Annotated in this window: 38 protein-coding genes; 32 read left to right on the top strand and 6 right to left on the bottom strand. The window is 50.3% G+C overall.

Going from position 1 to position 26,291, the window contains the following annotated elements:
- Positions 1-102: 102 nt before the first annotated feature.
- The 3 genes from MKY96_RS33735 to MKY96_RS33725 form a co-directional block, all read right to left on the bottom strand.
- Complete coding sequence (locus tag MKY96_RS33735; RefSeq protein WP_340947261.1) at positions 103-1,317, bottom strand: site-specific integrase; 1,215 nt, start codon at positions 1,315-1,317, stop codon at positions 103-105.
- 12 nt (positions 1,318-1,329) lie between these two features.
- Positions 1,330-2,214 carry an ImmA/IrrE family metallo-endopeptidase gene (locus MKY96_RS33730; RefSeq protein WP_340947259.1) on the bottom strand — a complete coding sequence of 295 codons (885 nt, stop codon included), beginning with the start codon at positions 2,212-2,214 and terminating at the stop codon, positions 1,330-1,332.
- 76 nt (positions 2,215-2,290) lie between these two features.
- Positions 2,291-2,662 (bottom strand): helix-turn-helix domain-containing protein, encoded by a 372-nt coding sequence (locus MKY96_RS33725; protein WP_340947257.1) that lies wholly within the window; start codon positions 2,660-2,662, stop codon positions 2,291-2,293.
- 182 nt (positions 2,663-2,844) lie between these two features.
- Between MKY96_RS33725 and MKY96_RS33720 the strand changes: the two genes are divergently transcribed.
- The 11 genes from MKY96_RS33720 to MKY96_RS33670 all read left to right on the top strand — a co-directional run bounded on the left by MKY96_RS33720 (position 2,845) and on the right by MKY96_RS33670 (position 8,210).
- The gene (locus MKY96_RS33720) at positions 2,845-3,105 is read left to right on the top strand and encodes a helix-turn-helix transcriptional regulator (RefSeq protein ID WP_340947255.1); all 261 of its coding nucleotides are present in this window, start codon (positions 2,845-2,847) and stop codon (positions 3,103-3,105) included.
- A gap of 2 nt (positions 3,106-3,107) precedes the next feature.
- Positions 3,108-3,425 (top strand): DUF771 domain-containing protein, encoded by a 318-nt coding sequence (locus tag MKY96_RS33715; protein WP_340947254.1) that lies wholly within the window; start codon positions 3,108-3,110, stop codon positions 3,423-3,425.
- A 36-nt stretch (positions 3,426-3,461) separates the two neighbouring features.
- Positions 3,462-3,716: a hypothetical protein gene (locus tag MKY96_RS33710; RefSeq protein ID WP_340947253.1), complete on the top strand. Its 255-nt coding sequence runs from the start codon at positions 3,462-3,464 to the stop codon at positions 3,714-3,716.
- The gene (locus MKY96_RS33705) at positions 3,713-4,408 is read left to right on the top strand and encodes an ORF6N domain-containing protein (RefSeq protein ID WP_340947252.1); all 696 of its coding nucleotides are present in this window, start codon (positions 3,713-3,715) and stop codon (positions 4,406-4,408) included. Before MKY96_RS33710 ends, MKY96_RS33705 begins: the two co-directional genes overlap by 4 nt.
- Before the next feature lie 2 nt (positions 4,409-4,410).
- Positions 4,411-4,590, top strand: a complete 180-nt coding sequence (locus MKY96_RS33700; protein WP_340947250.1) for a hypothetical protein — start codon at positions 4,411-4,413, stop codon at positions 4,588-4,590.
- 263 nt (positions 4,591-4,853) lie between these two features.
- Positions 4,854-5,240, top strand: a complete 387-nt coding sequence (locus tag MKY96_RS33695) for a hypothetical protein (RefSeq protein WP_340947248.1) — start codon at positions 4,854-4,856, stop codon at positions 5,238-5,240.
- Positions 5,233-6,177 (top strand): DnaD domain-containing protein, encoded by a 945-nt coding sequence (locus MKY96_RS33690; RefSeq protein ID WP_340947247.1) that lies wholly within the window; start codon positions 5,233-5,235, stop codon positions 6,175-6,177. The genes MKY96_RS33695 and MKY96_RS33690 overlap by 8 nt, the downstream gene beginning before the upstream one ends.
- A gap of 536 nt (positions 6,178-6,713) precedes the next feature.
- Complete coding sequence (locus tag MKY96_RS33685) at positions 6,714-7,004, top strand: hypothetical protein (RefSeq protein WP_340947246.1); 291 nt, start codon at positions 6,714-6,716, stop codon at positions 7,002-7,004.
- Between the two features lie 42 nt (positions 7,005-7,046).
- Positions 7,047-7,310, top strand: a complete 264-nt coding sequence (locus MKY96_RS33680) for a hypothetical protein (protein WP_340947245.1) — start codon at positions 7,047-7,049, stop codon at positions 7,308-7,310.
- A gap of 119 nt (positions 7,311-7,429) precedes the next feature.
- Positions 7,430-7,639, top strand: a complete 210-nt coding sequence (locus tag MKY96_RS33675) for a hypothetical protein (protein ID WP_340947244.1) — start codon at positions 7,430-7,432, stop codon at positions 7,637-7,639.
- Positions 7,632-8,210 carry a sigma factor-like helix-turn-helix DNA-binding protein gene (locus MKY96_RS33670; protein ID WP_340947243.1) on the top strand — a complete coding sequence of 193 codons (579 nt, stop codon included), beginning with the start codon at positions 7,632-7,634 and terminating at the stop codon, positions 8,208-8,210. Before MKY96_RS33675 ends, MKY96_RS33670 begins: the two co-directional genes overlap by 8 nt.
- 118 nt (positions 8,211-8,328) lie before the next feature.
- Here the strand turns inward: MKY96_RS33670 and MKY96_RS33665 are convergent, their stop codons facing one another.
- The 3 genes from MKY96_RS33665 to MKY96_RS33655 form a co-directional block, all read right to left on the bottom strand.
- Positions 8,329-8,571, bottom strand: a complete 243-nt coding sequence (locus tag MKY96_RS33665; RefSeq protein WP_340947241.1) for a helix-turn-helix domain-containing protein — start codon at positions 8,569-8,571, stop codon at positions 8,329-8,331.
- A gap of 213 nt (positions 8,572-8,784) precedes the next feature.
- Positions 8,785-8,922, bottom strand: a complete 138-nt coding sequence (locus MKY96_RS33660; protein WP_340947240.1) for a hypothetical protein — start codon at positions 8,920-8,922, stop codon at positions 8,785-8,787.
- 147 nt (positions 8,923-9,069) lie between these two features.
- Positions 9,070-9,318 (bottom strand): helix-turn-helix domain-containing protein, encoded by a 249-nt coding sequence (locus MKY96_RS33655; protein ID WP_340947239.1) that lies wholly within the window; start codon positions 9,316-9,318, stop codon positions 9,070-9,072.
- A 925-nt stretch (positions 9,319-10,243) separates the two neighbouring features.
- Here MKY96_RS33655 and MKY96_RS33650 point away from each other — a divergent pair.
- Genes MKY96_RS33650 through MKY96_RS33550 form a run of 21 tightly spaced genes read left to right on the top strand, consistent with a single transcriptional unit; the run spans position 10,244 to position 26,291 of the window.
- Positions 10,244-10,780, top strand: a complete 537-nt coding sequence (locus MKY96_RS33650; RefSeq protein WP_340947237.1) for a phage terminase small subunit P27 family — start codon at positions 10,244-10,246, stop codon at positions 10,778-10,780.
- Positions 10,780-12,519 carry a terminase large subunit gene (locus tag MKY96_RS33645; RefSeq protein ID WP_340947235.1) on the top strand — a complete coding sequence of 580 codons (1,740 nt, stop codon included), beginning with the start codon at positions 10,780-10,782 and terminating at the stop codon, positions 12,517-12,519. Before MKY96_RS33650 ends, MKY96_RS33645 begins: the two co-directional genes overlap by 1 nt.
- A 49-nt stretch (positions 12,520-12,568) precedes the next feature.
- On the top strand, positions 12,569-13,942 hold the full coding sequence (locus MKY96_RS33640; RefSeq protein WP_340947234.1) for a phage portal protein: 1,374 nt from the start codon (positions 12,569-12,571) through the stop codon (positions 13,940-13,942).
- The gene (locus MKY96_RS33635; protein WP_340947233.1) at positions 13,887-14,477 is read left to right on the top strand and encodes an HK97 family phage prohead protease; all 591 of its coding nucleotides are present in this window, start codon (positions 13,887-13,889) and stop codon (positions 14,475-14,477) included. The genes MKY96_RS33640 and MKY96_RS33635 overlap by 56 nt, the downstream gene beginning before the upstream one ends.
- A 46-nt stretch (positions 14,478-14,523) precedes the next feature.
- Complete coding sequence (locus tag MKY96_RS33630; protein ID WP_340947231.1) at positions 14,524-15,723, top strand: phage major capsid protein; 1,200 nt, start codon at positions 14,524-14,526, stop codon at positions 15,721-15,723.
- 59 nt (positions 15,724-15,782) lie between these two features.
- Positions 15,783-16,019: a hypothetical protein gene (locus tag MKY96_RS33625; RefSeq protein WP_340947228.1), complete on the top strand. Its 237-nt coding sequence runs from the start codon at positions 15,783-15,785 to the stop codon at positions 16,017-16,019.
- Between the two features lie 28 nt (positions 16,020-16,047).
- A complete protein-coding gene (locus MKY96_RS33620) occupies positions 16,048-16,542 on the top strand; it encodes a phage gp6-like head-tail connector protein (protein WP_340947226.1) in 495 nt (164 codons plus the stop codon).
- A gap of 9 nt (positions 16,543-16,551) precedes the next feature.
- Positions 16,552-17,040 carry a hypothetical protein gene (locus MKY96_RS33615; protein ID WP_340947224.1) on the top strand — a complete coding sequence of 163 codons (489 nt, stop codon included), beginning with the start codon at positions 16,552-16,554 and terminating at the stop codon, positions 17,038-17,040.
- Positions 17,040-17,384, top strand: a complete 345-nt coding sequence (locus MKY96_RS33610; RefSeq protein ID WP_340947222.1) for a hypothetical protein — start codon at positions 17,040-17,042, stop codon at positions 17,382-17,384. Before MKY96_RS33615 ends, MKY96_RS33610 begins: the two co-directional genes overlap by 1 nt.
- A complete protein-coding gene (locus tag MKY96_RS33605) occupies positions 17,371-17,868 on the top strand; it encodes a phage neck terminator protein (protein WP_340947221.1) in 498 nt (165 codons plus the stop codon). Before MKY96_RS33610 ends, MKY96_RS33605 begins: the two co-directional genes overlap by 14 nt.
- Complete coding sequence (locus MKY96_RS33600) at positions 17,855-18,880, top strand: DUF3383 family protein (RefSeq protein ID WP_340947218.1); 1,026 nt, start codon at positions 17,855-17,857, stop codon at positions 18,878-18,880. Before MKY96_RS33605 ends, MKY96_RS33600 begins: the two co-directional genes overlap by 14 nt.
- Positions 18,881-18,892: 12 nt before the next feature.
- Positions 18,893-19,294 (top strand): phage structural protein, encoded by a 402-nt coding sequence (locus MKY96_RS33595; RefSeq protein ID WP_340947217.1) that lies wholly within the window; start codon positions 18,893-18,895, stop codon positions 19,292-19,294.
- 46 nt (positions 19,295-19,340) lie between these two features.
- On the top strand, positions 19,341-19,634 hold the full coding sequence (locus tag MKY96_RS33590; protein WP_340947215.1) for a hypothetical protein: 294 nt from the start codon (positions 19,341-19,343) through the stop codon (positions 19,632-19,634).
- Entirely contained in the window at positions 19,618-19,812 is a 195-nt protein-coding gene (locus MKY96_RS33585) for a hypothetical protein (protein WP_340947213.1), read from the top strand. The genes MKY96_RS33590 and MKY96_RS33585 overlap by 17 nt, the downstream gene beginning before the upstream one ends.
- Before the next feature lie 44 nt (positions 19,813-19,856).
- Positions 19,857-22,775 carry a phage tail tape measure protein gene (locus tag MKY96_RS33580; RefSeq protein ID WP_340947212.1) on the top strand — a complete coding sequence of 973 codons (2,919 nt, stop codon included), beginning with the start codon at positions 19,857-19,859 and terminating at the stop codon, positions 22,773-22,775.
- Positions 22,762-23,301: a phage baseplate protein gene (locus MKY96_RS33575; protein ID WP_340947211.1), complete on the top strand. Its 540-nt coding sequence runs from the start codon at positions 22,762-22,764 to the stop codon at positions 23,299-23,301. The genes MKY96_RS33580 and MKY96_RS33575 overlap by 14 nt, the downstream gene beginning before the upstream one ends.
- 14 nt (positions 23,302-23,315) lie before the next feature.
- Positions 23,316-23,642: a phage baseplate plug family protein gene (locus MKY96_RS33570; protein ID WP_340947210.1), complete on the top strand. Its 327-nt coding sequence runs from the start codon at positions 23,316-23,318 to the stop codon at positions 23,640-23,642.
- Positions 23,635-24,429 (top strand): phage protein, encoded by a 795-nt coding sequence (locus MKY96_RS33565; protein ID WP_340947207.1) that lies wholly within the window; start codon positions 23,635-23,637, stop codon positions 24,427-24,429. The genes MKY96_RS33570 and MKY96_RS33565 overlap by 8 nt, the downstream gene beginning before the upstream one ends.
- Positions 24,426-24,851: a Gp138 family membrane-puncturing spike protein gene (locus tag MKY96_RS33560; RefSeq protein ID WP_340947206.1), complete on the top strand. Its 426-nt coding sequence runs from the start codon at positions 24,426-24,428 to the stop codon at positions 24,849-24,851. The genes MKY96_RS33565 and MKY96_RS33560 overlap by 4 nt, the downstream gene beginning before the upstream one ends.
- Entirely contained in the window at positions 24,839-25,201 is a 363-nt protein-coding gene (locus MKY96_RS33555; protein WP_340947204.1) for a DUF2634 domain-containing protein, read from the top strand. The genes MKY96_RS33560 and MKY96_RS33555 overlap by 13 nt, the downstream gene beginning before the upstream one ends.
- A complete protein-coding gene (locus MKY96_RS33550; RefSeq protein WP_340947202.1) occupies positions 25,194-26,291 on the top strand; it encodes a baseplate J/gp47 family protein in 1,098 nt (365 codons plus the stop codon). Before MKY96_RS33555 ends, MKY96_RS33550 begins: the two co-directional genes overlap by 8 nt.

Below are 26,291 nucleotides of genomic sequence, written 5' to 3'. Positions count from 1 at the left end.
GTTAAGAATCGCATAGCATCAAGGAATTTCAGCCCTTGGCCCTCGTGGTCAGGGGCTTTAATTTTGCCCTCTAAAATGGCCGTGACCATATCCTGACCATATTTATTCACAATCCTCAGTATCAATGTCTCCTCCCCCTAATACGACCACATTAGAACCGGTAATTGGATCGTCTTTATCCATGAAATCTTCAAAGCGATTCGATCCTTTTTCTTGCACGCCTTTTGTGACGTGGGTATAGACGTTCATGGTCATATTGATATCTGAATGACCTAAGATGTATTGAACTTCCTTAATGGTTGCACCAGCCTCAAACTGCAATGAAGCGTGGGTATGCCTTAAGCCATGAACCGTTACTGAATGGAGGTTATGCTTTATTATCAATGCTTCCAGCAGATCATTTAAATAAGCCAGTCTGAGCGGGGTTACACCATCCTCCCGCGTAAACAGGAATTTAATCGGTCCGTTTCGACCATCGGCTAACTGCTGTTTCTTTTGCATTGTAAGGAGCCGTTTCCAAAGTTGAAGGGTTTTCTTGTCTGCCGGTAGAACGCGCCGTGAAGCGGGCGTCTTTGAGGTTAGAACGTAATATTTCCCGTCCTCCCAATACAGCGTTTTATTCAGAGCCACATGCTTTTGAGAGTAATCGATGTCTTGCTCTCCAAGCGCCAGCATTTCACCTTTACGCGGCCCTCTGTATATCAGTGTGTGAAACATTACGTAATCTCGAAAAGAACATTCAGCGGCTGCGATAGCAAGAAATTTCTTTACCTCGTGCTTTTCCCAAAAGTTGCGCTCTTCTTCTTCAGGTGCATAATGTTGCTCTTCTGCTTTTGGAATTTTGACTTTTTTCATTAGGTTTGTTTTTATAACATCATTTTCAATTGCAAATTCAAATATTTGGTTGGCATACATCTTCATATTGTCTACAGTCTTTATCTTTTCGGCCATCTTGATAACTACTTCCTGACAGTATTTTTTAGTGATGTCTTTCATCTTAATTTTGCCGAAGTGAGGAAGAAGCTGCTTCTTAAATTTTGATTTTACCGCTCTACGTGTTGGCGGCTTCCAGTTAGGTGAATTTGTTTTTTCCCATAACAGGTAAACATCCTCAAATGTAGACTCTTTATCTGTTAGAAATGTTCCCTGGTGAATATCTGTTTCAGTTTGAGCTGCATGTAATTGAGCTTCTTTCTTGGTTTTAAAACCGCGTTTCGTTGAAGGCTTGGCCTTTCCAGTCCCAGGATCTATAGGACCGTAATACTTGTACATCCAGCGGGCGCCGGCTTTGGTCTCGTATTTCTGAAAGCTGGCCAAAATTCTCACTCCTTACCATGATAGGTTCCGGGTCATGGCTTGATCCCGGGCAATCTTCATTTCAACATCGTTCATTTGAATGATAAAACAATTTTGTTTTAATCCATGCCTGTACAAAAGCTGATGGACTTGTAGTGTAATTTTACCGTCAAAACAGATAACATCGCTGCTGAAGGCCGGCACACATTCAATTCTTTGGATTTCCTCTAAATCAATCTCTGCAAGGCGTTCTCCGACAGGCAATTCAATTTCTCGACAGTTCATAAGGGTCCATTCGTCTAAGGTTACAACAAGCTGTGAAGGCCCATCAGTTATTCCAGAGGGGTCATAATAGACTGCAAACTCCACTGATTTACTCATGATTGTTTTCACCTCCTTTCTTGATTGGTATGTAGCCGATGTCTCTGCACAGATAAGTGCTTCAAATTCTCGGCGTAAGATTTGCTCATACCGTTTACGTGCTTGTTCCATACTCACTGAAAAGGCTGAGGATATTTGTTTAATAGCTTGTCCATGATCCGGAGGAAGATTTAATTCCTTAATCATGAAGAAGGGGAGGGAAGCATAAAGAACAAACAATTCCGCATCCTCTTCCTGATACTGCACAAATGGCTGTGGTAAGGTTGTTTGATTGCCGGCGTGCCGTAGTAAATGACATAGTTCATGCAAGAAATCTTTTCTTTGATCTGAACCTGATTTGCGTTTATTAAGAAAAATAATTTTTTTCCCGGATTTAGTTTCATGAGAAAGGCTATCTGAATCAAACAACACAACTGAAATTCCAAGTTTATTTGCTATAAAGTCGATATTTATATTCTCAGGAACCGAGATGTTATTGTCTAAGTACAGTTGTTCTGTAAACTGTTCAAGATGAGTTTTTTTGTAATATTTAAACATAGTATCCCTCCTATGAGATCGTTTGTTCGTATGTATGGATGTGCAGAACCAGCCTGTTAGCTGATGCTACAGAATTTTATTTATCGTCTTCAGAAGCGCGTTTAATAATCTCCCAGACTTTCCGTAAATCCTTTATTCTTTCCTCTGGAGCTTTCAACAATTCTTTAAAAAACAAATTGTTATCAGGATCATTGATAAAGGCTTCAAACTCAATTTGATCCTTAGTTTTATTGTCTGATGAACTTTCAAGAAGAGAATCTAAAGAAACATCAAAGAAATCGGCAATTATCCGAACTGCCTCCATTTTAGGGTCAGTTAAGTTATTTTCCCAACGAGAAACCATACTCTTACTAAAAGTAGTGTTATATCTGTTGTTAATTTCGTTTACGAACTGGTCAATACTCAATTTTCTATCTGACCTAAGTTTCTTTAAGAGATCACCAAACATGAACTATCCTCCTAAACAATATTATGCACATCTAATATGATACACAGATAGTTCCTATTATGCAACAAATATATAAACTTTATTCCTATACAGGAACAAAAAAATATTGACATAGTTTATTTGCTCGTTTAATCTGATGTTGTTCCTAAAAAGGAACGGACGGAGGGGATGACGTGGTAGGTATGTCACCAAAGATAGTCAGAAGAAGGCAACCCTATAGCAAAATTAAGGTTTATCTGTATCAAAATAATATTTCTCAGGTTGAAGTTGGAGCGGTTATTGGTAAAACTAGTAGCGCAATTAATCAAAAACTGAATGGAACTGGAGGTGATTTTTCACTAAGCGAAGCAAGAATACTATGTGAGAAATTCGGAATACCAAAGGAATTTTTTTTTGAATTGGACGTTCCTTTTAAGGAACAAAATGAATTGGATGGTGAATAAATATGGATTCTCCAATCATTCAGGTTGTCATTGATCCTGAATATGTCCGGCAATTAACTGAAGCTGAGATCAAAAGACAAATTCAAGAAAACAGCCCAGGCGTATGGTGGGATATGAAGAGGCTCGAAGCAGAAACGTGCCGCAAGCGTGATTGGCTCCTTGCAAACATCTTATTGAATCCAAGCTTCAAGCAAGACATGCACCTTTGCACAAATGGTGGTGAAGGTGGGCGCTGGATGTTTCGGGCTTCTGAAATGAGCAGGTTTCTGGATATGAATTTTGAGGCGTTAAATAAATCGCGCTCAAAGCTGATACGTTAACTAGCCATCATATCAAACCAGGGGAAGTGTAGGGCCATGGATAATGCAGTCATTCATCAACAGCAACAATGCATTTTGAACGGCAGCCAACAGCAAATGAAACAGAGCCATGATATGTACAACATTCAGGTGACCATGCAATCCTGTTTGGATGCAGGGGCGCCGCAGGATCTTCTCCGGCAAATCATCGCCATGTACCGCCGACATCACGCCGGGGATAAAGAGATGCAATCAGTAATCAATGACGTAGAGGTACGTTACATCACATCACTGGAGGGATACGCACCATGACACAAGTTGTAAAAATTCAAGTCAATCAGCAGGCGAGGAATCTTCAAGTTCGTGAAATTTCAGGGCAGCGTATTGTAACATTCCGGGATATTGACGAGCTTCACCGGCGTCCGGAAGGAACAGCAAGCCGCAATTTCCGTGAGAATCGGGAGCGTTTTATTTCCGGAACGGATTATTTCGATGTTACACCGGAGCATTTCCAATCCGACGAAATTCGTCGCTTTGGAATTTCCAGCCCGCGCGGCGGGACAGTAATCACGGAGTCTGGATATCTGATGTTGGTCAAGTCATTCAATGATGATCTTGCGTGGAAGGTCCAACGCCAGTTAGTCAATAGCTATTTCAGGGGGCAAGCCTCTTCCCACGATTCGTTGCGCTCTCTAATGGCTGCTACACATAACCTGCTTGCAGGTCAGGAGATCATCACCGAACGGCTGGAGGATGTGGAGCACAAGCTTGAAAATCAAATCACGCTGGACAGTGGGCAGCAGCGCCGGCTGCAGAAGGCGATTAATCAGCGCGTATGCGCTCTTGAGCAAATTAAAGAAGCCCGCGGCGAATGGTTCCGGCAGCTCCATAAGGAAATCAAGGACCGCTGGAGCGTGAGCAGCTACAAAGATGTGCTGAAGCATGATCTGCAGGAAGTGATGAACTATGTTGCGGCCTGGGTACCCATCCGGCGGGAGGATTAATCATGAAAGACGCCAGAGAATACCGTTATCAAATGCGCTTTTGGCTGGAGGCCAGTAAAGACGCCAAACTGCGAGGGGATGAAGCGAATGAGCGCCATGCCATCCAAATGTTCAGGCAGAACCGGGATGAGCTGCTTGCCATCTGGAGCAGTCGGGCAGAGATCACCACGCAATGTGGATAATCTGTGGACAAACGAAAAACAGCCCGACGGGGTAGGAGCCGCGGACTGTAGCTTTGCAAAAATAAATTTACGGTCAGTTTATCAGGGAGCGGAGGAAAAAGCAATGAAAACAACAGATAAGGAGAAATTTTTAATTGTCGGAACCTGTGCAGATCCGAATTGCCGTCGGGTGATTCTTTTCGGTCAGTCCGCTGTACGTTGCGGGAATGTGCTTTGCTGCAATTATTCATGTCTCAATCAACTCATGTTTGGCGGTACCCGCCGTGGTTAGTTTCGGGTTTCATCCTGTTCCAAAGCCCAAGCATAAGCGTAATAAGCCCACCGCCAAGCAGCGGGGAGCTATCAGCAAAGAAGTTTACGCGGCGGCACTGGAGCGTTCTGGCGGCTGCTGCGAGCAGTGCGGCAGCACAGAAGGCCTGCAATGCGCTCACCTGCTGCGGCGCTGGCAGATTGAAGGCGAAACCACCGTGAACGATGTCGCCATACTCTGCGGACCCAGCGTAAACAGCGGAACATGTCACCATTATGTGGACTATACCGCCGGCGGGAAGCAGTGGGCAATCAACAAGCGGGAGGAATTCTATTCCCGAGCTTTCCCGGAAATTCCGGGAAATTCCCATAACAACAAGGAAGGCGCTGCCGATGGCTGAAAAAAGAATGCTCTCAAAAGTGATTTCAATATCGGAGAAGGTCAACGAGCTGCCGAATATTTTCGATATGCTTCTATACACCTGGATGATCCCGCATGCGGATGACTTTGGGCGCCTGGCGGGATCACCGGGCAAGATCAAGGCTTTGGTGGTTCCGATGTTGGAAAAGTCCATTAAGGATATACGCGAATCCCTGCATGTTTTGGATCATCAAGGGCTTATTTTATGGTACGAGGTGGATGGCGAAAGAGTCGTCCAGATTCAGCAGTTTGAGAAGCATCAGCAGGGATTGCATAAGCGGACGCGTTCTAAATTCCCTGACTTTCCGGGAACTTCCGGGAATGTCCAAGAAACTCCCTCTGAACTGAAGGGAACTGAACTGAACAGAACTGAAGAGAACGGAACAGAAGAGAAGAGAAGAGAACAAGAACAGAACGGAATAGAAGGCAGCATGTCGGATTCGCCCGATGCCGCCGAAGATGAATACCTTTATGGTGGTGGTCCTCTTCCTTCAATCTCTGATGCATTCAGGATGTTTGAAAATGAGGGGTTTGGCACTATAAGCGATATCACCAAAGACCAGCTCAACGAATTTATCCAGGATTATACCGAAAAATGGCTTTGTGAAGCCATGAAAAAAGCAGTATTAGCCGGAAAGCGGACTCTAAGCTACGTGCAGGGTATCCTCAAACGCTGGAAGGCCGAGGGTATTGACGAACCCTGGACAAAGGACAAGCCGCCAGAGCAAACGAGCAACCGGGGGAACCGCGGGGGTTACAGTGGCAAGGCACATATTGAGGTCGTCAAGCCGACAACGGACGGCCCGACTCCCGAGGATATCGCCCTACAGCAGAAACTGCTTGCGGAGCTCAAGGCCAAAAAGGAAGCGAAGCTCCGGCAAGAAAAGCAGGATAGAGAGGAGGAGCCGGACCATTGAGAAAAATGTGCTCAGTACCTACATGCCAGCTCGATGCCACAACCACATGGGCAACCGTCCCGGTGTGTCACCACTGTTGGGGTATCATCATGCAGGAGCAAGTTGAATATTACAAAGGCAAACTTCAAGAGCAAGATCGTTGCCGTTACATCCGGATTCGCCATCTGACACCGCTCTGGCCGATCCTCCGGAGAGAGCTGGGCTATGGCTGATCAAAACGGATGGTTGTCCCGCTCCGAGGTTGCGGCCTGCGGGCTGCCCGTTTACATCACAGGTGGCCCCGGATGGCGCCCGGCGCGGCCGGAGGGTTGGATATTCCTTCCCCGTTACCGCTGCGCTGAGCTCGGGGCGCACGTTGCAGCATGGGAGCAGCCAGCAGCTTATCTACACGTTCCGAAGGCATTCTCGCCGCACAGTTATGCCCCGCTGTACTCCCGGAGGAGGGAGCAGATTGACCTTAGCCGTCTGACCGCCGCCGAGAGGGCCGAAGTGGAGCTAGAAACATGATTCTGGTGTGCTTGGAGTGTTCAGCGGACATGCAGGAAATTAAACAGAACGTATTCCGCTGCCCCTGCTGCGGCTGGGGAGCGGAGCAATTAACCATTGAAGGAGGGAATGCATTGAATACAACCCCTATTCCGCATGAAGTACAGCAAGCTTGGGATACCGTTGCAAAATACTTGGAAGGGAGACCTGAATTTTCCTTTTCGATATCTCCTTGGTATAACAGCGGTGAACCTGATGAAAGAGCATCCTACACTATCGAGACCTTTGAAGGTGAACGAATCCAGACGGTTATCGCTTCTGTCGTGATTCATGGAGAGTAGATTGCTGCAGCAGGGACGCATATAGCGAAGGAAGGTGTAAGAGTGAAACCCTCTGAAATGTTATCTCCAGCCGAACAGGAGGAATATATTTTAATTTCTAATAAATGTACAAATTACGAAGCCATGTATGGTTGGAAAGTAGGGACAGTATTGAAACGAGTTTCAGTTTGGTACGGATCAAATGGATGCGGTAAGAACCTGAAACAAGCATATTTTGTTCCTGCAGATTCAAACCGTTGTAGCAGTCACATTGTATGGAGCGACCATATCAAGGGAGTAACTGGGCAGCTAGAGATGGATTTTTAGTTTCCCATTCCGAGAAAATGATGCATTAGGGCCGGAGGCCTCCGAGACCGACCGAATTACCCAGCGTAGCGGGGGCCGCTAGCCTGTGAACTTATCCTTATAAGGAGGAACATACCCCTATGATTATAAAGACCACACAGAGCCTTACAGCGGCTACAGGACACATCGTCTCTGGCGTATCCTTTAGAGCCAAACGGGAGCGGGACGGATACCGGATCAACTTAGGGGAGCACAGCGGTATCTTTGTGCCGGGCAACGCAGCGTTCATTTTGAGTGATCTGCAGAATGAGCCAGATGGACGCCGCCGCCGTGGCACACGCAATGACTGACCTGCTTGCGAGCTATGAAGAGACTAAGCAGGGGCTGAACAGGAAGCTTGCTCAGTTGGAGAAGGAGTTGGAACCACTCAAAGAACGGCTGAAGATAGCTGAGACCAAACAGGAGCGGGACGAGCTGCGGAAGCAAATGGAACCTATCAAGCTGGAGAAGAACGCCATAGCGGCCAGCGTGAGCGACTTGGAATACAGTATCGAATGGATGGAGACCGGATATCCGCCGGGTTACCGCAGGTCGATGGAGCGGCGCAGCATATCACAGCGGACGAAGGTATGGGACCCGCAATGGATGGAATACCTGACCGACTATGAATTTGAGTTTGAGCCTGCTGAGGTAGGCCGGCCATTAACCCGAGAAGAAGAGTGGAAGATTGAAGATGCCCTACGGAATCTCTCGGACCGGGAGCGGCAATGTTACGTGCTTCATCACGCTATTGGAATGTCGATGCAGAGTATAGCGAATGAGATGGATATCAAGAAGGGTTCAGTTCAGGTAATGTTGCAGCGGGCAGACCAGAAGATAGCATTCAACAAAGCAAATAACCTATTTTTATTTTGCATGTGATTTTCTGTCTTACGGTTGCCACCTATAGTTGTAAGCCATTGATAATAATATATTAATATGTTTTTGACGGGTGGGAGTCGCTGGAAGGCGGCTCTTTTTGCACAAAAAAAGCCCGGCATCATTCACCGGGCGCAATTTTCTTCGTATGGTAGGCTTTAGCTGCTTCCTTCCGCTCCAGGAGATCAGAGCGAAAGAATAGACGTTCGCGGCCAGTTTCTTTGACTGGCTTAAGCTTGCCGTTCTTCACGAAGCCGTGGATATTTTGCCGAGAGGATTCCAGTATCTCCATCGCTTCCGAGACGCCGCAGACTTCGCGGGAGATCCATTCCGCTAATTCTTCTTTACTGTTGAAAGTGTACATTACCAACCCACCTTTGCCAGGGTGATAATAGTGAGCAGCAAGGCAATGACACTGAAGGCGAAGGCGATAAGAATAAGAGTTTCATACGTCTTTTTTGTCATGTTGACAGCTCCTATAACCTTAGATTTAAAATATGTTATAATGTGAAGTGAAAGACGCTCTTTATTGTCTCCCTACTTCTCAGCCCCTTGCGGGGCCGAGTTTCGGGCTGTGCTACTTAAGTAGCACTTTGGCAATGGCGATGATCGAGAGGACCAAAGCTAGGAATGAGTTGATCAAAACGATGATTGCAGTCACCGCTTTGATGCGCTCAACTCTTTCCTCAGAGCGTCTTTCGCTTCTTGATTTCAATGTTATCACCTCCTCTCTTTATATATTAATTATACCATGATACTTAACGATTGTAAAGTATGTATTTGGATTTGTCCTGTCTATTGATGGGACTTTTTTATTTACAAGGTTGCTGAAAGTGCTTCTTTGCATAAAGAAAGCCCGGCGTCATTCACCGGGCTTGTCTGCTTTAGGTTTGCGATTGTAGGAACTGACAGACTCCTGTAGCTCCAGCAAATCAGAGCGAAGGAAAAGGCGGTCACGGCCGACAGTCTTCACAGGGACAAGCCGGCCCTTCTGAACAAAGTTATGAAGATTCTGCCGTGTGCAGTTCATAATCTCCATGGCTTCCGAGGTGAAGAGGATATTCTCAGAAACCCATTCATTCATTTCCTGCTGGTCTTTAAATGGCGTCATTACCACTTCACCACCAGAATAATCAAGTTAATGATGCTTATGACAAGTGTGGCATAGGTTACAATGTTTGTGGTCTTTTGAGTCATATTTTATCACTCCCGCCATTATGTTATACTGGAAGAAAGACAGCCCTTGTTATTCATCCCCCTACCGCCTGGCCCCTTGCGGGGCCGAGGTTTCGGGTTTCACTACTTGAGCAGTAGTTTGATGAGGGTGAGGATTTGGACAATCAAGCCGATGATTGCTGTCACCGATTTGATTTTGTTGTCCCTATCCTCTTTCTGTCTTTCTTTCCTTGTCTTCATTATCATCACCTCCTTATATATACATTATAGCATTTTGATTTACTATTGTCAATCAAATAATGAAAATAGTCCAGTCATTTGATTGGGCTTTTTTGTTTATATTAACAGGAGAGGGTGAGGATAAAGGAATGCCTAGCAAGCCTAAACGCCCTTGTGGAAAGCCTGGATGCCGTGAGCTGGTGAGCAAGGGCGGGTACTGTGACAAGCACCGACAGGAGCGGGAGCAGCGCAGGGGGACGGCGGCAAGCCGTGGCTATGGCCATAAGTGGAGGATAGCACGGGAGCAATACCTTATGGAGAACCCGCTGTGCGTGGAGTGTACAAGGCTGGGGCTGGCAGGGGCGGCGTCACACGTGGACCACATCATAGCCCACAAGGGAGATCCAGCGCTGTTCTGGGACCGGAGGAACTGGCAGGGATTGTGTGGCCCGCACCATAGCGAGAAGACAGTCAGGGAAGACGGCGGATTTGGACGATAAAATTTAAACTTTTTTATTTTAAGAAATTTTCAGACCCGGGGGGCCTGGAAAAAACTTTTAAAATTAAAATGGCGTAGACCGTCGCCCCCCTTAACGCATATAAAGTTCCCCACTGAAAAGTTCGGAAGGGAGGTTTTGGAAGTGGCTGGAAAAAGACAACCCATTGATTTACTTTTATATAAAGGAAAAAAGAACTTGACAAAGCAAGAAATCGAGACAAGAAAAAAGCAGGAAGTGAAGGCGCCCGCCGATAAAATCCGAGCGCCTTCGTATTTGTCCAAGGAGCATAAGCGGGATTTCAACAAAATTGCGAAGGAGCTGGAGCGGATCGGCATCATGTCGAATCTGGATGTTGACGCTCTGGCACGGTATATCATTTCCCGGCAAATGTACCTTGATGTTACTGAGGCGCTGCTCAACCGGAAGCCGATCGTGCAGTACGAGGTCAAGGAGAATGATGATGTGGACGGGGAACTGATCCCAAATACGACCATCAAGGAAGCGGCCAGCGGCGTCTATGCTGACCTGCTGCTGAACCAGGACAAATTGTTTAAACAATGTCGGCAGGCGGCGTCTGACCTTGGATTGACCATTGCTTCGCGGTGCCGGTTGGTGATTCCACAGGGACCCGAAAAGGGAGAACAGTCCGAATTTGAACAAAAGTTTGGTGATGTATAATGCTGGGCCTGAAACACTGGATGATGAGCTATTGCTACGACGTCATTCACGACGATGTGCCGGCCTGCCAGAAGCACAAGCAGGCGTGTGAACGATTCCTGCGAGATATGGACCGCGCCGGAAGCAAGGATTTCCCATATGTCTTTGACGAAGACCGAGCGATGAGATTCTTTGAATGGATGAACCTGTTCAGGCATACCAAAGGAGTGCTTAAGGGGGAACGCCTGCAGCCGCATGATATTCAGGTCTTTGTCTTCGGGAATGTGTATGGCTGGGTGGACCCTGCGACCGGATACCGTCGGTTCAGAAAGGCTTATTGGCAGGTAGGCCGGAAGAATGCGAAGTCTCAGACGCTGGGAGCTGTCGCCACCTATGAGGCTATGGCCTTTGGTGAGGGCATGTCCGAGGTGTATATAGGGGCTACGAAGTCTGAGCAGGCGAAAATTGTCTACAAGGAAGCTAAGGCCATGCTTGCAGGTTGCCCGGAACTGAAGGGGAAATGGCGGGAGGCATACGGGAGGATCACGCACACCAAAACGGACTCCGTGATACGCGCCCTATCCAAAGAAGACCAGAAGACCGGAGATGGCTTGAACCCGCAGGCAGCCATCATTGACGAATATCACGCCCACCTGACCACGGAGATTTATGACGTCCTGGATTCCGGGATGGTAGCCCGGCCGCAGCCTCTTTTGATGGTCATTACCACGGCCGGGGATGTCAGCGGGCCGTGCTACCGTGTGGAATATGATTATGTGTCCCGCCTGCTTGATCCAGCCGACCAAGCCGAGAATGAGCAGTATTTTGTCATGGTCAATGAGCTGGACAAAGACGAAGACGGGAACCTGATAGATGATATCCGCGATGAAAAGGCTTGGCTCAAGGCGAACCCTATTGCGGCATCGTATCCCGAAGGACTGAACAATATACGGGCGCGTATGAATGAGGCGCTGGAGAAGCCGGAAGCGATGGACGACTTTCTAACCAAAAATATGAACGTGTGGATGGCGACAGGGGAGAAAAAATATCTTCGGGCGGACCGGTGGAAGTCCTGCGGTGCTTCGGAAGCGATCCCCTTCCCGGAACTTCGCGGCAAGCTGGGTTATTTGGGTGTGGATTTATCCTCAAAGATCGACTTAACCAGTGTGGGATTTGTATTTCCCTTGGAGGATGGGCGCTATGCAGTGCGGGGGCATTCCTTCATGCCGGAAGAAACCTTGCTGCAGCGGGAAAAGAAGGACAAGGTTCCTTACAGCCGTTGGGTGCGGGAAGGTTGGTTGACTGCAACGCCGGGCGCGGTAGTGGATTATCGGTTTGTTCAGGCGTATGTCATGGAACAGATTGAAGCGAACGGGTGGAAGGTGCAAGAGAACTGTTTCGACCCGTACAACGCCACTCAGTTTGCGCAGAACATGGAAACAGAGGGGTTCATCCCCGTGGAGATCCGGCAGGGGATAAAAACGCTTGGAGAACCTACCAAGTCCTTCCGCGATAGTGTCTTAGAAAAGAAAATTATTCACGACAATGACCCGGTCATTGCTTGGGCCTTTGGAAATGCCATAGCCCGGGCGGATCACAATGACAATATCATGCTGGATAAACAGAAATCCCGGCAGCGGATTGACCCCGCAGCCTCTATCATAAATGCCTTTGTTCGGGCGATGTTTGATGTTGAAGACACATCATCCGATGTATCAGAGTTCAGCAAAGAAGATTTCTTAAAGAAACTATGGGGCTAATGCCTTGGAGGGAGGGGGTGCATGTGTGAGACAGAATTTTTTAACGCGAATGTTTGGTTTTGGCCGGAACGAAGCGGAAACGCGGAACTATGAAGTGGGCCTGAATGACCGGAAGCTGCTGGAATGGCTCGGTTTGGATGTGGGGCCGGGCGAAGTCAATATCAAAGGCTGGAACGCCCTGAAGGTGGACACGGTATATGCCTGCATTAAGGTATTATCGGATGCCATATCCAAGCTGCCGCTTAAAGTGTACCAGGAGGACGATTCCGGGATTACCAAGTCAGCGAAACACTATTTGTACCGGCTGCTGAAACTGCGGCCGAATCCTTATATGTCCGCTGCGGACTTTTGGAAGGCTATCGAGGCGAACCGGGCCATGGGGAACGCCTATGCTTCTATTGAATTTGATAAGCGGACTGGTAGAGTGGTGGGCTTATGGCCGATGGATGCCAGCAAAGTCCGGGTCATTGTGGATGATGCAGGGATCTTGTCGGACCCGACGCTGCGTATTGCATCCAGCCAGACCCGGTTATGGTACGAGGTGGACATAGGCAACGGTCAAAAGCGCAAGCTGCTGCCGGACGAGGTGCTGCATTTCAAGGGCAGCATTACACTGGACGGCTTGGTGGGCGTGCATACGATGGATTACCTGCGAACGTCCGCCGAAAATGCGGCTTCCGCAGGCAAGTTTATCAACAATTTCTACAAACAGGGCCTCCAGGTGAAGGGTTTGGTGCAATATACCGGCTCCCTGGATGATGGAGCCAAAAAGGTATTCATTGATAATTTTGAAAGCATGACAGCGGGACTGAAAAACAGTCACCGAGTCGCCATGATGCCTTACGGCTATCAGTTCACGCCGATATCTATCAGCATGGCCGACGCGCAGTTCTTGCAAAACACGGAGCTGACGTTTCGGCAGATTGCCAATGCCTTCGGCGTTAAAATGCACCAGCTCAACGACTTAGCGAAGGCGACTTATAGCAATGTAGAGCAGCAGCAGCTTGCATTCTATTCCGATACACAGCAGCCGATTCTAACCACGTATGAGCAGGAGCTTTCCTACAAGCTGTTCATGGATTCGGAGCTGGACGACGGGTATTACTGCAAATTCAACGTCGATTCCATTCTACGGGCTGACCTGAAAACGCGGTATGAAGCCCACGCGAAAGGGATTTCGGGCGGTTTTCTCACGCCGAACGAAGCGCGGGCAGCGGAAGACAAGCCACCAATGCCGGGCGGGGATCAACTGGTGTTCAATGGCAACGTCATACCGCTGACTATGGCCGGCCAGCAATACGTGAAGGGGGGTGAAGAAACTGAGCCAGAAGAAGACGAACCCGACTCCGACGAAGGAGAAGCGGGCAATGCCGGTGAAGCTGGAGATCCGGGAGACGGAGGCGACGGAGGAACAGCCGAGTAAGCGGACCATCACCGGCGCGATTAAGTATGAGAGCGACAGCGAAACGATGCGGGACTGGTACGGTGATGAATTTGTAGAACAAATTGCTGCCGGTGCGTTTGACGAGAGCCTAGCTGCAAGGGATGTTGTCGGCCTATGGTCGCATGACACCTCTCAGGTGCTGGGCAATACCAAGAGCGGCACGCTACGGCTCCTGAGCGGTAAGCAGGAGCTGCGGTTTGAACTGGACTTGCCGGATACTACGAGCGGGAATGATGCTTTTGCCATTATCCAGCGTGGGGATGTGGACGGCGTATCCTTCGGAATGCGGGTGACCAAGGATAAATGGTCGTCCGAGACGCGCGAGGATAAGAGCAAGCTTTATAAGCGCTCCATTCTCAATGCGGAGCTGTACGAAATCTCCCCGGTAGCCTTCCCGGCGTACCCGGCAAATGAGGTTTCCGCCCGAAGCCTGGAGGATTATAAAGCCAGTGAGCAGCGGGCAGCCGACCAATTGTCAAAACAGAAAATGTTAATTGAGCTGGAGCTGATTTAATCGGCTCTTTTTGTTTGGCCAAAAACCATTATACGGAGGTACACACATGAATAAAGAATTGCGGGAGCTGCTGGCGAAACTGGAGCAGCGTAAAACGGAAGTGCGTTCGTTCTTGGCGCAGGATAAGACGAAGGAAGCAGAAGAACTGATGGATGAAGTCCGTTCCCTTCAGGCGAAGGCGAAGATGCTCCAGGAGCTGGAGAATGAGGAACGCGACAACCTGGGCGGCGGCGAAGAGCTGGGCGGCCGGAATACCGACATGGACAAGCGCGAAGATGCAGAGCTGGAGAAGGAGTATCAGAGCATTTTCCTTCGCGGCCTGCGCCGCCAAGGGGTGACGGCGGACATGCGGAGTGTGGTTAAGGAATACGAACGCCGCGCCGTGATGAACGAAGGGGAAACCAATCCGGCCATCCCTGCAGGGGATTCGCATTTGTTGGTTCCGAAGGATATCCAAACAAAGATTCATACCTTTATGCGCTCTTTGGATGATCTTTCCCAATATGTGGACGTCATTTCGGTAAATTCTTTGTCCGGTTCTCGTGTCATGGAGAAGATTCAGGACATGGTTCCTTTCCCGGTAATTGATGAGTACGCACCAATTCCTGAAATCGACAACCCGACCTTTCAGGATATCGATTACAAGGTTCGGAAACGTGGCGGTATCCTTCCACTCACAAATGAGCTTTTAGCCGATAGTGATCAGAATTTGATTGATTATATTACAGATTGGATCGGCCGCAAAGCGGTAGTCACACGGAATGTGCTGATCACCACGCTTGCAAAGACACTTCCGAAAGTGGATTTAGCCAATTTTGGTGACGTTAAGCGCGTTCTTAATGTCGATTTGGACCCAGCAATTAGCCAAACATCCGTGATCATGACTAACCAGGACGGTTATAACTGGCTGGATCAATTGGTTGATGCCCAGGGACGGCCACTTTTGCAGCCGGACATCACTTCACCTACCGGTATGGTGTACAAGGGTCGCCGGATTGTCGTGGTTGCGAATCGGTATTTGCCGAGTGACACCACTACTGGAAAAGCGCCTATCATTATCGGTAACCTTAAACAACTGATCAAGCTGTTTTCCCGCAAATTCTTCGAGCTGGCCAGCACGAAAGAGGGCGGCGACGCTTGGAGACGGGATACCACGGAGTTCCGAACTATTATGCGGGATGATATCAAGATTTGGGACCCGGGCGCGGCTATTTACGGCCAATTGGATATTTCAGACGAAGTATAGGGGCGTTTCGCCCCTTTTTTAATCCCATAGCCGGATGAACCGGCAGAAGGAGAGTAATCATGGCGAAGATCACGGAGAATTACGAGGTATTGAAGGTATTCCGGGATAAGGAGACACAAGAACGCTACATTGTGGGCGCACTGTACCCTGGAGACTCCCCGGAACGTATTGCGGAGCTGCAGGAAGCGGGCTATTTGGCGGCTGAACCGCAGGCACCGGAAGCCGCGAAGCCCGCAGAGAAGAAGGGAAAAGCGGGCGAGGTGACGCCGGATGCTAACGACGCTGGAAAAAGCTAGGCTCCTGGGCGTTGATCCGGCGGGCGATATGCCAGATACAGAGCTGACGGCGCTGCTTACCGTGGCTTCCGCAGCCATTGAAGAGAAGTGCCGCCGGAGGTTCAAGCTCCAGCAGTACACCGGGCGCGTGAATGGGATGCGCGGGCAGTATTTGTATCTGCCGAACTATCCCGTTCACTCCATTTCGATCTATGAAAAGCCGGACCTTCCCTTTACTGATGTGGAGACGCTGGATAACGGTATCTTCTTCCGGTATTGCGGTTGGCCGGGCGGGGAACGCGGGCTGTCGGTGACCTACACCGCCGGTTACGTGCTGCCGGGAGATGCTACGGAGGATAACCCGTCCACGCTGCCCGAAACGCTGGAATATGCCTGTGTGCTGATGGCAAAACACCTGCAGCGGGAGCCGGGGGTTACCTCAGAGCGGGTCGGGGATATTTCGGTTGCATATGCAGCGGCGGAAGCTGACATGCCGATGGCGGTTAAAGCGCTGATTGCGCCGCACGTGCGGCCGGAACTGTGAGGTGAGACTATGGCGACACCAAGACGCCGGGCAACCGGGGTACGGGTGCAGGTGACAGGCGAGGAAAATTTGAAGAAGCTGACTAAACGAATGAAGGCTATCACAGAACACCGGGTGGTAGTCGGCATCCGAGGCAGCGAAGAACTGGCGGTAATCGGCATCGTTCATGAGTTTGGCAGCGCGCCGAAGCACATCCCGGAGCGCTCCTTTATACGAACGGGGAAAATTAAGTCCCGACCCATCATCAACAAAATTGTTAAGGCGGGCGTGACTGAAATCGCCTTTGGCCGTAAGACGCCGCAGGAGCTTTATCAAGAGATTGGCGAGGCCGGTCTTGAAAAGACCCGCGCGAACTTTGAACGGATCAAGCAGCCACCCCTCAGCGCTATCTATGCCAGCCACAAGCAGGGGCGTAAGCTGCTGCAGGCCGAGGAATTGCGCTTGAAAGAGGCGTTGTCATGGTCCGTCATTGCCCGTGCACGAAGGGGGCCGCGCTGATGAGACAATTTAGGTTTGCTGGCGTCGTCCGGAAGTATTTCCGGCCTTATACCCTGGTGCGGGACAGTGGCGGCGCATGGGTGAAGGGGAAATGGGTGCCGTCCCCGCCGGAGCGTGTGCAGCGGAGCGGGAGCATCCAGCCGGTCAGCGCCCGCCTGCGCGCCACAGAGGGCGGAGATTATACCGAGACGGACCGTATGCTTTACACAACGGCCGTACACGCCACCGGGGAGCGTATCGAGTACCTGGGTGTACAGTACACCGTGGCGGAGTCGCCGGACCGGGAGTATAGCGACGTCAATCAATACCTGCTCAGAAAGGTGGTCGCCAATGCTCCCGTTTGAGAATATTCGAGTTTCTATTGTTGAAGGACTGGAGCAGGCAACCGGCGGGCTGGTGATCGAGATGAACGGCGGCGGTGATATTCCCCCCGGCGATTTCATGACTTACAGCTTTATCGGTGGATTTGAGTCTTCCGGTGGGCAACCCATCATAACCCAGCAGAACGGGCAGCAGCAGAGGCGGGAGGAAGTGACCTTTACCGCCTCTTTTAACTGTTATGCCGATGATTCTGACGTCGCTATGGTTAATGCCATGCGGGCGCGGGACTGGTTCAAGGCGACAGGCCGGGATCTGCTGAAAGACACACTGGATGTGATTGTGATCGAGATCGGGGAAATACAGAACCGTGATATCAATATAGGCGAAGAATGGGAGCGGCGGCAGGGGTTTGATGTCGAGCTTCGGGCAACGGATCTTGTGATTTCTGATTTATCCGGCTGGATCGATACAGCACCAATACAAAGGAGTGATTATGTTGAGCATTAGTGATGTTACAGTAACGATTGCCGTACTTAAGCCGACACCTATCCTGGGTGGATTCGGCAAGCCCCTGATTTTGGGCAGCAGCACGGCAGGTAAAGACTTCAAGAATTACGCGGATATCGACGCAGTGCGGGCGGACTATCCGGCCAGCACCGAGGAATACAAAGCGGCATTTGCGTTGTTTGCACAGAAAAATCCGCCTGCAGAGGTAGCGATTATCTCCCGCAAGACCGGTGCAAGCCCGGTAGCGTTGGCGGATCTGCTGCCGACCTTGTTTCTAAAGGATTGGCACTTTCTGCTCACCACTACAACAACGGTTGAAGACCTAATCCTGATTGCCGACGCGGTGGAAGCAGATAAATCCCGGCAGTTTGTCGCCCGGACCAGCAGCAAGGCGGACCTAGCGACCATCAAGGCAAAGGGCTATGACCGCACGGCGGTAATCTATCATTCCACCGTCAACAACTACCCTGACGCGGCGTGGGTCGGCGCTGTGGGCAGCCTGCCGGTGGGCAGCGTGACATGGAAGGGCTGGACACTGGTTGGCATTGCTCCAATGGACATCGACGCCACAGAGCTTAATGCTATCCATGCGCTGGGTGCTAACACCTATGTCACCAAGGCCGGAACCAACGTCACCAGCGACGGCCGGGCGGTCAGCGGGGAGTTCATCGACTTCATTCACAGTCAGGACTTCATCGTGTTTTCGATCCAGTACGCTGTTCAGGATCTGTTCAACCAGGCACAAGCAGCCCTGAGCAAAATTCCGTATGACAATCGCGGCATTGCTCAGATCGAGAGCGCGGTTCGGACAGTTCTACAGCGGGCGTACTTGCAGGGCATGATTGCGGCGGATGATGATGGCGTGCCGTTGTATAATACGACATTCCCGCCGCGCTCGCAGGTTGATCCAGCCAACGTTGCCGCCCGGAACTATCCAGATGGGCAGTTTGAATTTGTTATTGCTGGAGCGATTCACAAGGCCGCCATTCGCGGCACAATCAAATTTGCATAGGAGGCGGTACAAGTGGCAGGAGAAGTTAAAACATACGATTCGATGGACGTCACCACGATTGTGGATGGCGTCTTTTTAACGGGATACGGCGAGGATTTGGTGACGGTGGCCAAGGATGAAGAGCAGTACACGACAGCGGTAGGCGCTCAGGGGGATGTAATCCGCAATAAGGTGAACAATCCCCTGGGAACCATCACCGTCACTCTGCAGCGGACCAGCCCGCAGGTTCCTTATTTGGATGGACTTGCGAACAGCGGCAAACTGGTTCCTGTTTCCGTCATGTTTTCCGGGACGCCGAAGGAAACGAACGTCGCCACACAGGCATATCTCAAAAAGCCTGCGGACCGGGAGTATGGTAGCGAAGCGGGCGATAAGTCGTATGAGTTTCAATGCTTAGACCTGAGCATGAACTAAAATCCCAAGCGTTTGGGATTATCAAAATCCGAGAGGGGTAATTCAATTGTCTAATTTTAAGCAAAAGAAGGTCACAACCAAGTCCGGCAAGGAATACACTTTGCAGCATCCAGGAGTCCGCAACGTGACCAAAATCACGGACCGGGTAAAGAACAAGCATGGTATTCCATCTGATGAACGGCTTGCGGAGGAAATGCTGCAACATGTCGTTGTAGAACCGAAGGTACGGCTTGATGATTTCGATTCCTACGGAGAAATGACGGAGATTGTAGGTAAAGCCTTCGCTTTTATCACCGGCCAGGATACCGACGAGCTGGAAGACGATGCCGAGGATCAGTAAAACCGAAGCCAAGCGCCGCGCAGAAGAGAACTGGAGTCAGTGGCGGTTGCTGCTTTCGGACATGGGAATTACCTATTCCGACCTGCTAATCATGGACGACGAAGACGTAGCTGAGGCGAATGCAGCCCTGGACATTCATATTAAGCAGCAAAGAGAACTGAATAAGAGCAAGAAATAGACGTCCTTCGGGGCGTCTTTTTCTGTTCAGGAAGGAGGGGGCATATGGCAGGCGGAATAATCGGATCACTCATGTATGCGGTGGGCTTCAAGTTCAATAGTAAAGGCTTGGACGGCGCAGACAAAAAGATCAGCAAGCTGACAAAAGGCGTTGTTGCCATGGGAGCGGCGGCAGGCGCGGCTATGGTGGGTATTGCTGCGGCCGGAATAAATGCAGCGTCTAATTACGAAACGGCCATGAAGCAGGTCGAGGGAGCTACTGGAGCGACGGCGGAACAAATGGAAGCGACCCGAGGGATTGCCAAGAACTTGTATGCCAACAACTTCGGTGAAGATTGGAACGACCTGGGCGCAGCTATTGCAAACGTGCAGCAGGTAACCGGCCAGACCGGGGCGGAGCTGGAGAACACCACCAGGAATGCAATCCTGATGCGAGATCAGTTTGGTTTTGAAATCCCTGAATCAATCAAGTCGGTAGATACCATGATGAAGCAGTTCGGCATCACATCGGAAGATGCTTACAACCTACTAGCGCAGGGTGCGCAGCGGGGGCTTGATAAATCCGGGGAGCTGGTAGACTCCGCAAATGAATACGCGAACCAATTCAAGAGCTTAGGCTTTAGTGCAGACGAAATGTTTGACGTCTTCGCCGCTGGCTCAAAGGAAGGCGTCTTTCAAGTTGACAAAGTTGGCGACGCTGTTAAAGAGTTCAACATTCGTTCCAAGGATGGCAGCAAGACGTCCATGGATGCGTTTACGGCATTAGGATTAAATGCAGAAGCCATGATGCAGACCTTCGCACGCGGCGGCCCGCAGTCGAAACAGGCATTTAGCGATATTGTCTCCATGATATCGGATATAGCTGATCCAGTTGCAAGAAATAATATCGGTGTCGCGCTGATGGGTTCGCAGTTTGAAGACTTGGAAATCAACGTCATATCGGCCATGGGCGCGGCGGGCAAGTCGTTTGATAAAAGCAAGAAGACTATGGACGAGTTGAATAAAATCAAGTTTGAAAAGCCCGGCGAGGCCATGAAGATGTTCGGCCGGCAGATCGAGGTAGGCATCCTGATTCCGATAGGGCAAAAGCTGCTGCCGTATTTCAACCAATTTGGTCAATGGCTATCCGAGCACAAGCCACAAATTGAAGCAGTAGGGAACGCCATCGGAAACGGGTTAGGAAAGGCGCTGGGCGCGGTAGCGGGCTGGGTAAAGGCGGCGCTGCCGTATCTCCAGCAGTTTGGATCTGCCGTGGTGGATAAGGTCGGGGGCTGGATACAGACGGCAATGCCTTACCTGCAGCAATTTGGTCAGATGGCGGGGGATGCGTTTAATACGCTGGTCACCAAGGGACAGGAGCTGTGGACCAGCCTGCAGCCGATAGTCGAATTAGTAGGGACAAAGTTGCTCGGGGCTGCGGTGGCATTGTGGCCGGAGATCCAGAACATTGCTGCGAAGATGTATGATGTCGGCAAGGCGGTTGTGGAGTGGGGAGGGTTTATCCCTATTGTATCCGGTATAGCTGCCATGCTGCTGACCTATAAAGCGGCCATATTTGCCGTAACAACCGCGACCAAGATTGCCGGTATTGCTACAAAGGTTTGGTCAGGCATCACCAAAGCGTTCACAGCCGTTCAGACGGCGTTCAACGCGGTCATAAGCATGAACCCTATCGCTCTTATCGTGCTGGCCTTGGTGGGGCTAGGCGTGGCGCTGACAGTAGCCTACAAGCGTTCAGACAAGTTCCGTGCGTTCATAGATAAGATGTGGGCGGGGATTAAGACAGCGACCGCAGCAACTTTGAATTTCTTCAAAGTCACGATTCCGAAAGCGTTCATGACTGCATTCAACGCCGTGACAGCCTTCCTGAAGAAATGGGGCTTCGTCCTGTTGGCCGTAATTGGCGGGCCTGTGGGGCTGGTTGTGGGCCTCATCATCAAGCATTGGGATAAAGTGAAGGCCGTGACCGTAGCCGTATTTACAGCCGTGTGGAATTGGCTTAAATCTGCCTGGAACTGGATTAAGACGACAGTATCCGACGGGGCGTCTGCCGTTTGGGATGCAGTAACCGGAGCCTGGAACAAGGTCAAAGAGGTCACTTCATCCATTTTCACCGCTGTCTGGAACAAGATTAAGTCGATCTGGAGCAGCATCACCGGTTCAGTGTCTGGTGCGGTGTCGGGAGTCTGGAACGCGATTAAGGGAGCCTGGAACCGGGTGTTTGATACAACCAATTCTCTCATGACGAAGGTCTGGAACAAGATTACCGGGATATGGGGGCAGATTATCAGCGGGATTAAGGGTGTTGGCACGAAGATGTTGACGGCGGTTAAGGATATGTGGGAGAGTGTGACAGGTTTCTTTGAGGGCATCGATCTTATGCAAATGGGTAAAGACATTATTCAGAGTCTTATTGACGGCATTGGCAGTATGGCAGAGAATCTTATGATAAAAGTCAGGAGTTTGGGAGAGAAAATTAAGAACGCATTCAGCTTTAAGACGACTGCGACCGCAGAAGTGGAAACGCCTGATGCTGTATTAGGTAGGGTTGTTGACGGGAGTAACGCTAATGGTTTAGCTTATGTCCCATTTGACGGCTATATATCTGAACTGCACAAAGGCGAGCGTGTCCTAACTGCAAAGGAGAACAAAGAATACTCCCGAATCAATTACGATCGTATGCCACAGTGGACAATGCCAAATAGTTTTTCGGATCATATGCCTGCTCCCATTGAAGAAAAAGTTAGCCGTGACTCTGATCCATATACGCCGGAATCTGCACCAGCTCGTACAACCAATAATCAAAGAGTTAACTTTACTGCTCCTTCCATCACAATTACAGTTCAAGGCAATGCGGATGCTAAAACAGCGCAGGAAATTGGCAGTATTGTAGACCAAAAGCTGCAGGACTTTTTAGAATCAGCATCCCGGATCATGGGGGTGGAAATCAGTGGCGCTAATTAATGGCATGTACATCACCGTTCAAAGCGAGTCGCCCAGCTTTCCGGTAACGGTCACGGAGCAGCCGGTTGAAAAGGGCATCAACCTGATTGACCATGTACAGGCCCAGGCCCGGACCCTGTCCCTTTCCGGAATTATTGCCGGGCCAAAGGCGGCGAAGACGCGGGCAGATATCATATCGGTCAAGGATAAAGGCCAGATTGTCAGTTATGTAGGTCGGAATGGTTTCGTGGGCGTGATTACGGACTTTTCGACGGCGACTGATTATACCACTGCGGACGGCATGACATTCAGCATGGAGCTGCGCGAAATCCGTGTTGCTGCCGCCTCATATGTCGATACGTTGCCGCCGCCGGTTAAGGCCCAGGCTGCGACTATCGTCAACAGCGGAACCAAGCAGACCAAAGGCCAAGACGCTGGAAAAGACAAAGGGAAGGGAACGGGCAAGGATAAGGACAAAGATAAGGACAAGGATAAAGACAAGGTTCAACAGGTCAAATTTAAGCCCGGCAGTAAGTGGAACAAGTGAGGTGATCCGAGTGAATGGAGTACATTGAAATTGAAAAGGACCTTATTCCCTATCGGTTTGACCTCTCCATTGCCGACGAGGTGTTTACGTTTGAGATCCACTACAATGCTGATTACGATTTTTTCACTGTGGACCTTGAGCGAGACGGGCAGGTTTTGGTCTACGGGGAAAAGCTGGTGTATGGTCAGACGCTATTCTATGATGTCCAGGATAATAGGTTTCCTAAAATCCCTATCTTCCCGTTTGATCTGTCAGAGCATAGCAGTGCTGTAACCTGGGAGACGCTCGGCGTGAGCGTCTTTTTATATTTGCTGGTTGTAGAGGATGATTCCGATGGCTAAAACAAATTTCGGCCGTGTAGCTGAGATCATGACGGGCAATATGTCTTTTGCATTGAGCAAATACAGCATGGAGGGAAATGTTCCTTTTGATGCGGATGCGTTGCCCAATGAATCGGAGATACGGCTGTGGAATCTGGCGCAGACCACCATTAACAATATCAAACGTAACGGCGTGCTGATGGTCAATGCAGGCTATACCGGTGATATTGGCCTGATCTTACACGGACGCATATCGGCGGTGCGGACGCGCTGGGAAGGCGTGGACAAGATCACGACCATTAATGTCCTGGACAGCGAGGACCTGAGTAAACGGGAAGTCACCGAAATTGCTTTTGCGAAGGGGACACTTGCCAGTGCCATCATTATGCAAATGGCCGGATACATCGGCCTGCCGGTGGCGCAAATGACCCTAAACCAGGATTACCGATATCAGGATGGCTATACAGCAAAGGGCAAGGTCACCGACATCATTACGGAGGTCTGCAAGGACTGCGGCACATCGGTCTATATCAACCAAAGCAAATTGTATGTCCGCAACCTACGTAGCGGCGCGGATGCGGTCTTTGCGTTGTCTCCGGCGACCGGGTTGATTGGTAGCCCGGAATATTTCGAGGATAACGGCATCAAGGGCTTTAAAATCCAGGCGCAGTTACAGCGGCGGATTACTACGGCATCCGTGATTAATCTAACCTGCCGAGAGTGGTCCGGCAAGCTGCATGTTCGGAGCGGCAGCCATAAGTTTTCTAATACTGGTGATTTTATCACTGAAGTGGAGGCGATCATGTGAGCAAGACAGACCCAGCGGGAGCACTGGCCCGGATCATGGGCGGGCATGGAGCAAAGCAGGCGGACGGCATCAACGTAGCTTTGCCTTGCAAGGTAATCACTTTTGACTCTGCGAAGCTGACCGCCTCCGTGCAGCCGCTGCTGAAGCTAACCGGCAGTGATCCTGCACAGATCATGTCCGTACCGGTAGCGGGGCAAAAGTTCAAATTCAAATTAGACATCGACATCGGCACCGGCAAAATACCGCAGGAGTTTGAAACCGTTATGCGTCCCGCCCTGCAGCCGGGAGACATCGTATATGTTGTGTGCGCGGACGCTGAGATTAAAAACACTCTGACCGGCCGAGTAGCCGCGCCGGACTCCGGTAGGCGGCACAGCCGAAATGATGCTGTCATAGTGGGGGTAATGCCATGCTCACTATAAAGCTTGATGATGTCGGTGATATTGAGGTTGCTTCAGGGAAACTTCTAATGATATCCGGCCCGGATGAAATCGCCCAATCCTGCAGGCTGATCTTGGGTGTGCAAAAGGGGGAATGGTTTCTCAATCCTGATTTGGGCATCGATCACCAAAAGTTTTTAGGCAAGGGGGTTTCCCGTGACGAGATGCAGGATGAAATTATGTCCGGGCTGCTCCAGGAACCGAGAATACAGACTGTGAACGCGATAGAGTTCAATTTTAACCGTCAGCTCCGGCAGCTTGTTGTATCGTTCACCGCAACGGGCGTCAATGGCGAGGTCATAACAGTAGAGGGGGTGGAAATCGGTGGATGAGCAGGGATTTAAGCGCCAGCGGTATGCTGAAATATTGGATGATGTCGTGGATAAAGCCAAGGAGGTGTACGGCCAAGAGCTGGACACATCCGAAAAGTCGCCTATGGGGATGATTCTGCGGCTGTTCGCTTGGCATCTAGGAAAGGCAGACGAACGCCTGGAAGATGTGTACAATTCGGCGTCCATCAATGCGTCAACCGGGGCCAATCTCTACAAGCTGGGCGGCAATGACGGGCTGTCGGTGTACAGCGAGGAATACGCCTCCGGCGTAATCACCGTAACCGGCACACCGGACTATGAACTGCTTGCGGGGTTCCTGGTGGCTACAGCAACTGGCGTTCGGTTTGAAACCACGGAAACGGTCAAGCTTTCTTCTACTGGAACCGGAACTGTGGAGATTATGGCCGTGGAGATGGGGGCAGAGGGCAATATGCCGGCCGGCACTATAACCGTAGTCGTCAATCCTAATCCGGATGTCGTATCCGTCACTAATGCCCAGCAGACCCAGGACGGACGAGACAGGGAGACAGATGCAGCTTTCAGAGAACGTGTCCTGCAACGCAGGCAAAACCCCGGCACGAGCGGCAACAAAGCTGACTATATGCGGTGGAGCCGGGAAGTCGCGGGCGTGGGAGCGGCAAAGGTCTTCCCGCTATGGGCCGGACCGAAGACGGTCAAGGTCGTTATTGCAGACGCCGATAAATTGCCTGCATCAGCGGGGTTAGTCCAGCAGGTTCAGGATTACATTGACCCCGATCCGGGGCGCGGTGAGGGTCAAGCGCCTATAGGCGCGGTGGTCACTGTGGCTGCCGCCATCGCCAAGACAATCAACATCACGGCAACGGTGGTATTAGCTGCTGGGTATTCGCTGCAAGACGTTATAGACCATTTCCGCGCTAGGGTTGAGGAATGGCGACAAAAGGCGGCGTTTGCAGTGTCATATGTCAGTCATGCCGTGATCGGTGCGCTGCTGTTAGGCACGGATGGCGTACTGGACTATTCAGCCTTGACCCTGAACGGAAGCAGTGCGAATATTGCGCTTGCTGATGAAGAGGTGCCGTTGCTCGGTGCTGTGAATTTGGGGGTGTAA

This window comes from Paenibacillus sp. FSL R7-0302, assembly GCF_038006885.1.
Classification (GTDB): Bacteria; Bacillota; Bacilli; order Paenibacillales; family Paenibacillaceae; genus Paenibacillus_AQ.
The sequence above is the reverse complement of the archived record's forward strand: the minus strand, read 5'-3'. Positions and strand labels throughout refer to the sequence as shown.

Coding starts and splice junctions, on each gene's coding strand:
- MKY96_RS33730 (WP_340947259.1), bottom strand. CDS start 2,214: ATGTTTAAATATTACAAAAAAACTCATCTTGAACAGTTTACAGAACAA.
- MKY96_RS33725 (WP_340947257.1), bottom strand. CDS start 2,662: ATGTTTGGTGATCTCTTAAAGAAACTTAGGTCAGATAGAAAATTGAGT.
- MKY96_RS33720 (WP_340947255.1), top strand. CDS start 2,845: ATGTCACCAAAGATAGTCAGAAGAAGGCAACCCTATAGCAAAATTAAG.
- MKY96_RS33715 (WP_340947254.1), top strand. CDS start 3,108: ATGGATTCTCCAATCATTCAGGTTGTCATTGATCCTGAATATGTCCGG.
- MKY96_RS33710 (WP_340947253.1), top strand. CDS start 3,462: ATGGATAATGCAGTCATTCATCAACAGCAACAATGCATTTTGAACGGC.
- MKY96_RS33705 (WP_340947252.1), top strand. CDS start 3,713: ATGACACAAGTTGTAAAAATTCAAGTCAATCAGCAGGCGAGGAATCTT.
- MKY96_RS33700 (WP_340947250.1), top strand. CDS start 4,411: ATGAAAGACGCCAGAGAATACCGTTATCAAATGCGCTTTTGGCTGGAG.
- MKY96_RS33690 (WP_340947247.1), top strand. CDS start 5,233: ATGGCTGAAAAAAGAATGCTCTCAAAAGTGATTTCAATATCGGAGAAG.
- MKY96_RS33685 (WP_340947246.1), top strand. CDS start 6,714: ATGCAGGAAATTAAACAGAACGTATTCCGCTGCCCCTGCTGCGGCTGG.
- MKY96_RS33675 (WP_340947244.1), top strand. CDS start 7,430: ATGATTATAAAGACCACACAGAGCCTTACAGCGGCTACAGGACACATC.
- MKY96_RS33670 (WP_340947243.1), top strand. CDS start 7,632: ATGACTGACCTGCTTGCGAGCTATGAAGAGACTAAGCAGGGGCTGAAC.
- MKY96_RS33665 (WP_340947241.1), bottom strand. CDS start 8,571: ATGTACACTTTCAACAGTAAAGAAGAATTAGCGGAATGGATCTCCCGC.
- MKY96_RS33655 (WP_340947239.1), bottom strand. CDS start 9,318: ATGACGCCATTTAAAGACCAGCAGGAAATGAATGAATGGGTTTCTGAG.
- MKY96_RS33645 (WP_340947235.1), top strand. CDS start 10,780: ATGCTGGGCCTGAAACACTGGATGATGAGCTATTGCTACGACGTCATT.
- MKY96_RS33640 (WP_340947234.1), top strand. CDS start 12,569: ATGTTTGGTTTTGGCCGGAACGAAGCGGAAACGCGGAACTATGAAGTG.
- MKY96_RS33635 (WP_340947233.1), top strand. CDS start 13,887: ATGCCGGTGAAGCTGGAGATCCGGGAGACGGAGGCGACGGAGGAACAG.
- MKY96_RS33630 (WP_340947231.1), top strand. CDS start 14,524: ATGAATAAAGAATTGCGGGAGCTGCTGGCGAAACTGGAGCAGCGTAAA.
- MKY96_RS33625 (WP_340947228.1), top strand. CDS start 15,783: ATGGCGAAGATCACGGAGAATTACGAGGTATTGAAGGTATTCCGGGAT.
- MKY96_RS33620 (WP_340947226.1), top strand. CDS start 16,048: ATGCCAGATACAGAGCTGACGGCGCTGCTTACCGTGGCTTCCGCAGCC.
- MKY96_RS33615 (WP_340947224.1), top strand. CDS start 16,552: ATGGCGACACCAAGACGCCGGGCAACCGGGGTACGGGTGCAGGTGACA.
- MKY96_RS33610 (WP_340947222.1), top strand. CDS start 17,040: ATGAGACAATTTAGGTTTGCTGGCGTCGTCCGGAAGTATTTCCGGCCT.
- MKY96_RS33605 (WP_340947221.1), top strand. CDS start 17,371: ATGCTCCCGTTTGAGAATATTCGAGTTTCTATTGTTGAAGGACTGGAG.
- MKY96_RS33600 (WP_340947218.1), top strand. CDS start 17,855: ATGTTGAGCATTAGTGATGTTACAGTAACGATTGCCGTACTTAAGCCG.
- MKY96_RS33585 (WP_340947213.1), top strand. CDS start 19,618: ATGCCGAGGATCAGTAAAACCGAAGCCAAGCGCCGCGCAGAAGAGAAC.
- MKY96_RS33580 (WP_340947212.1), top strand. CDS start 19,857: ATGGCAGGCGGAATAATCGGATCACTCATGTATGCGGTGGGCTTCAAG.
- MKY96_RS33570 (WP_340947210.1), top strand. CDS start 23,316: ATGGAGTACATTGAAATTGAAAAGGACCTTATTCCCTATCGGTTTGAC.
- MKY96_RS33565 (WP_340947207.1), top strand. CDS start 23,635: ATGGCTAAAACAAATTTCGGCCGTGTAGCTGAGATCATGACGGGCAAT.
- MKY96_RS33555 (WP_340947204.1), top strand. CDS start 24,839: ATGCTCACTATAAAGCTTGATGATGTCGGTGATATTGAGGTTGCTTCA.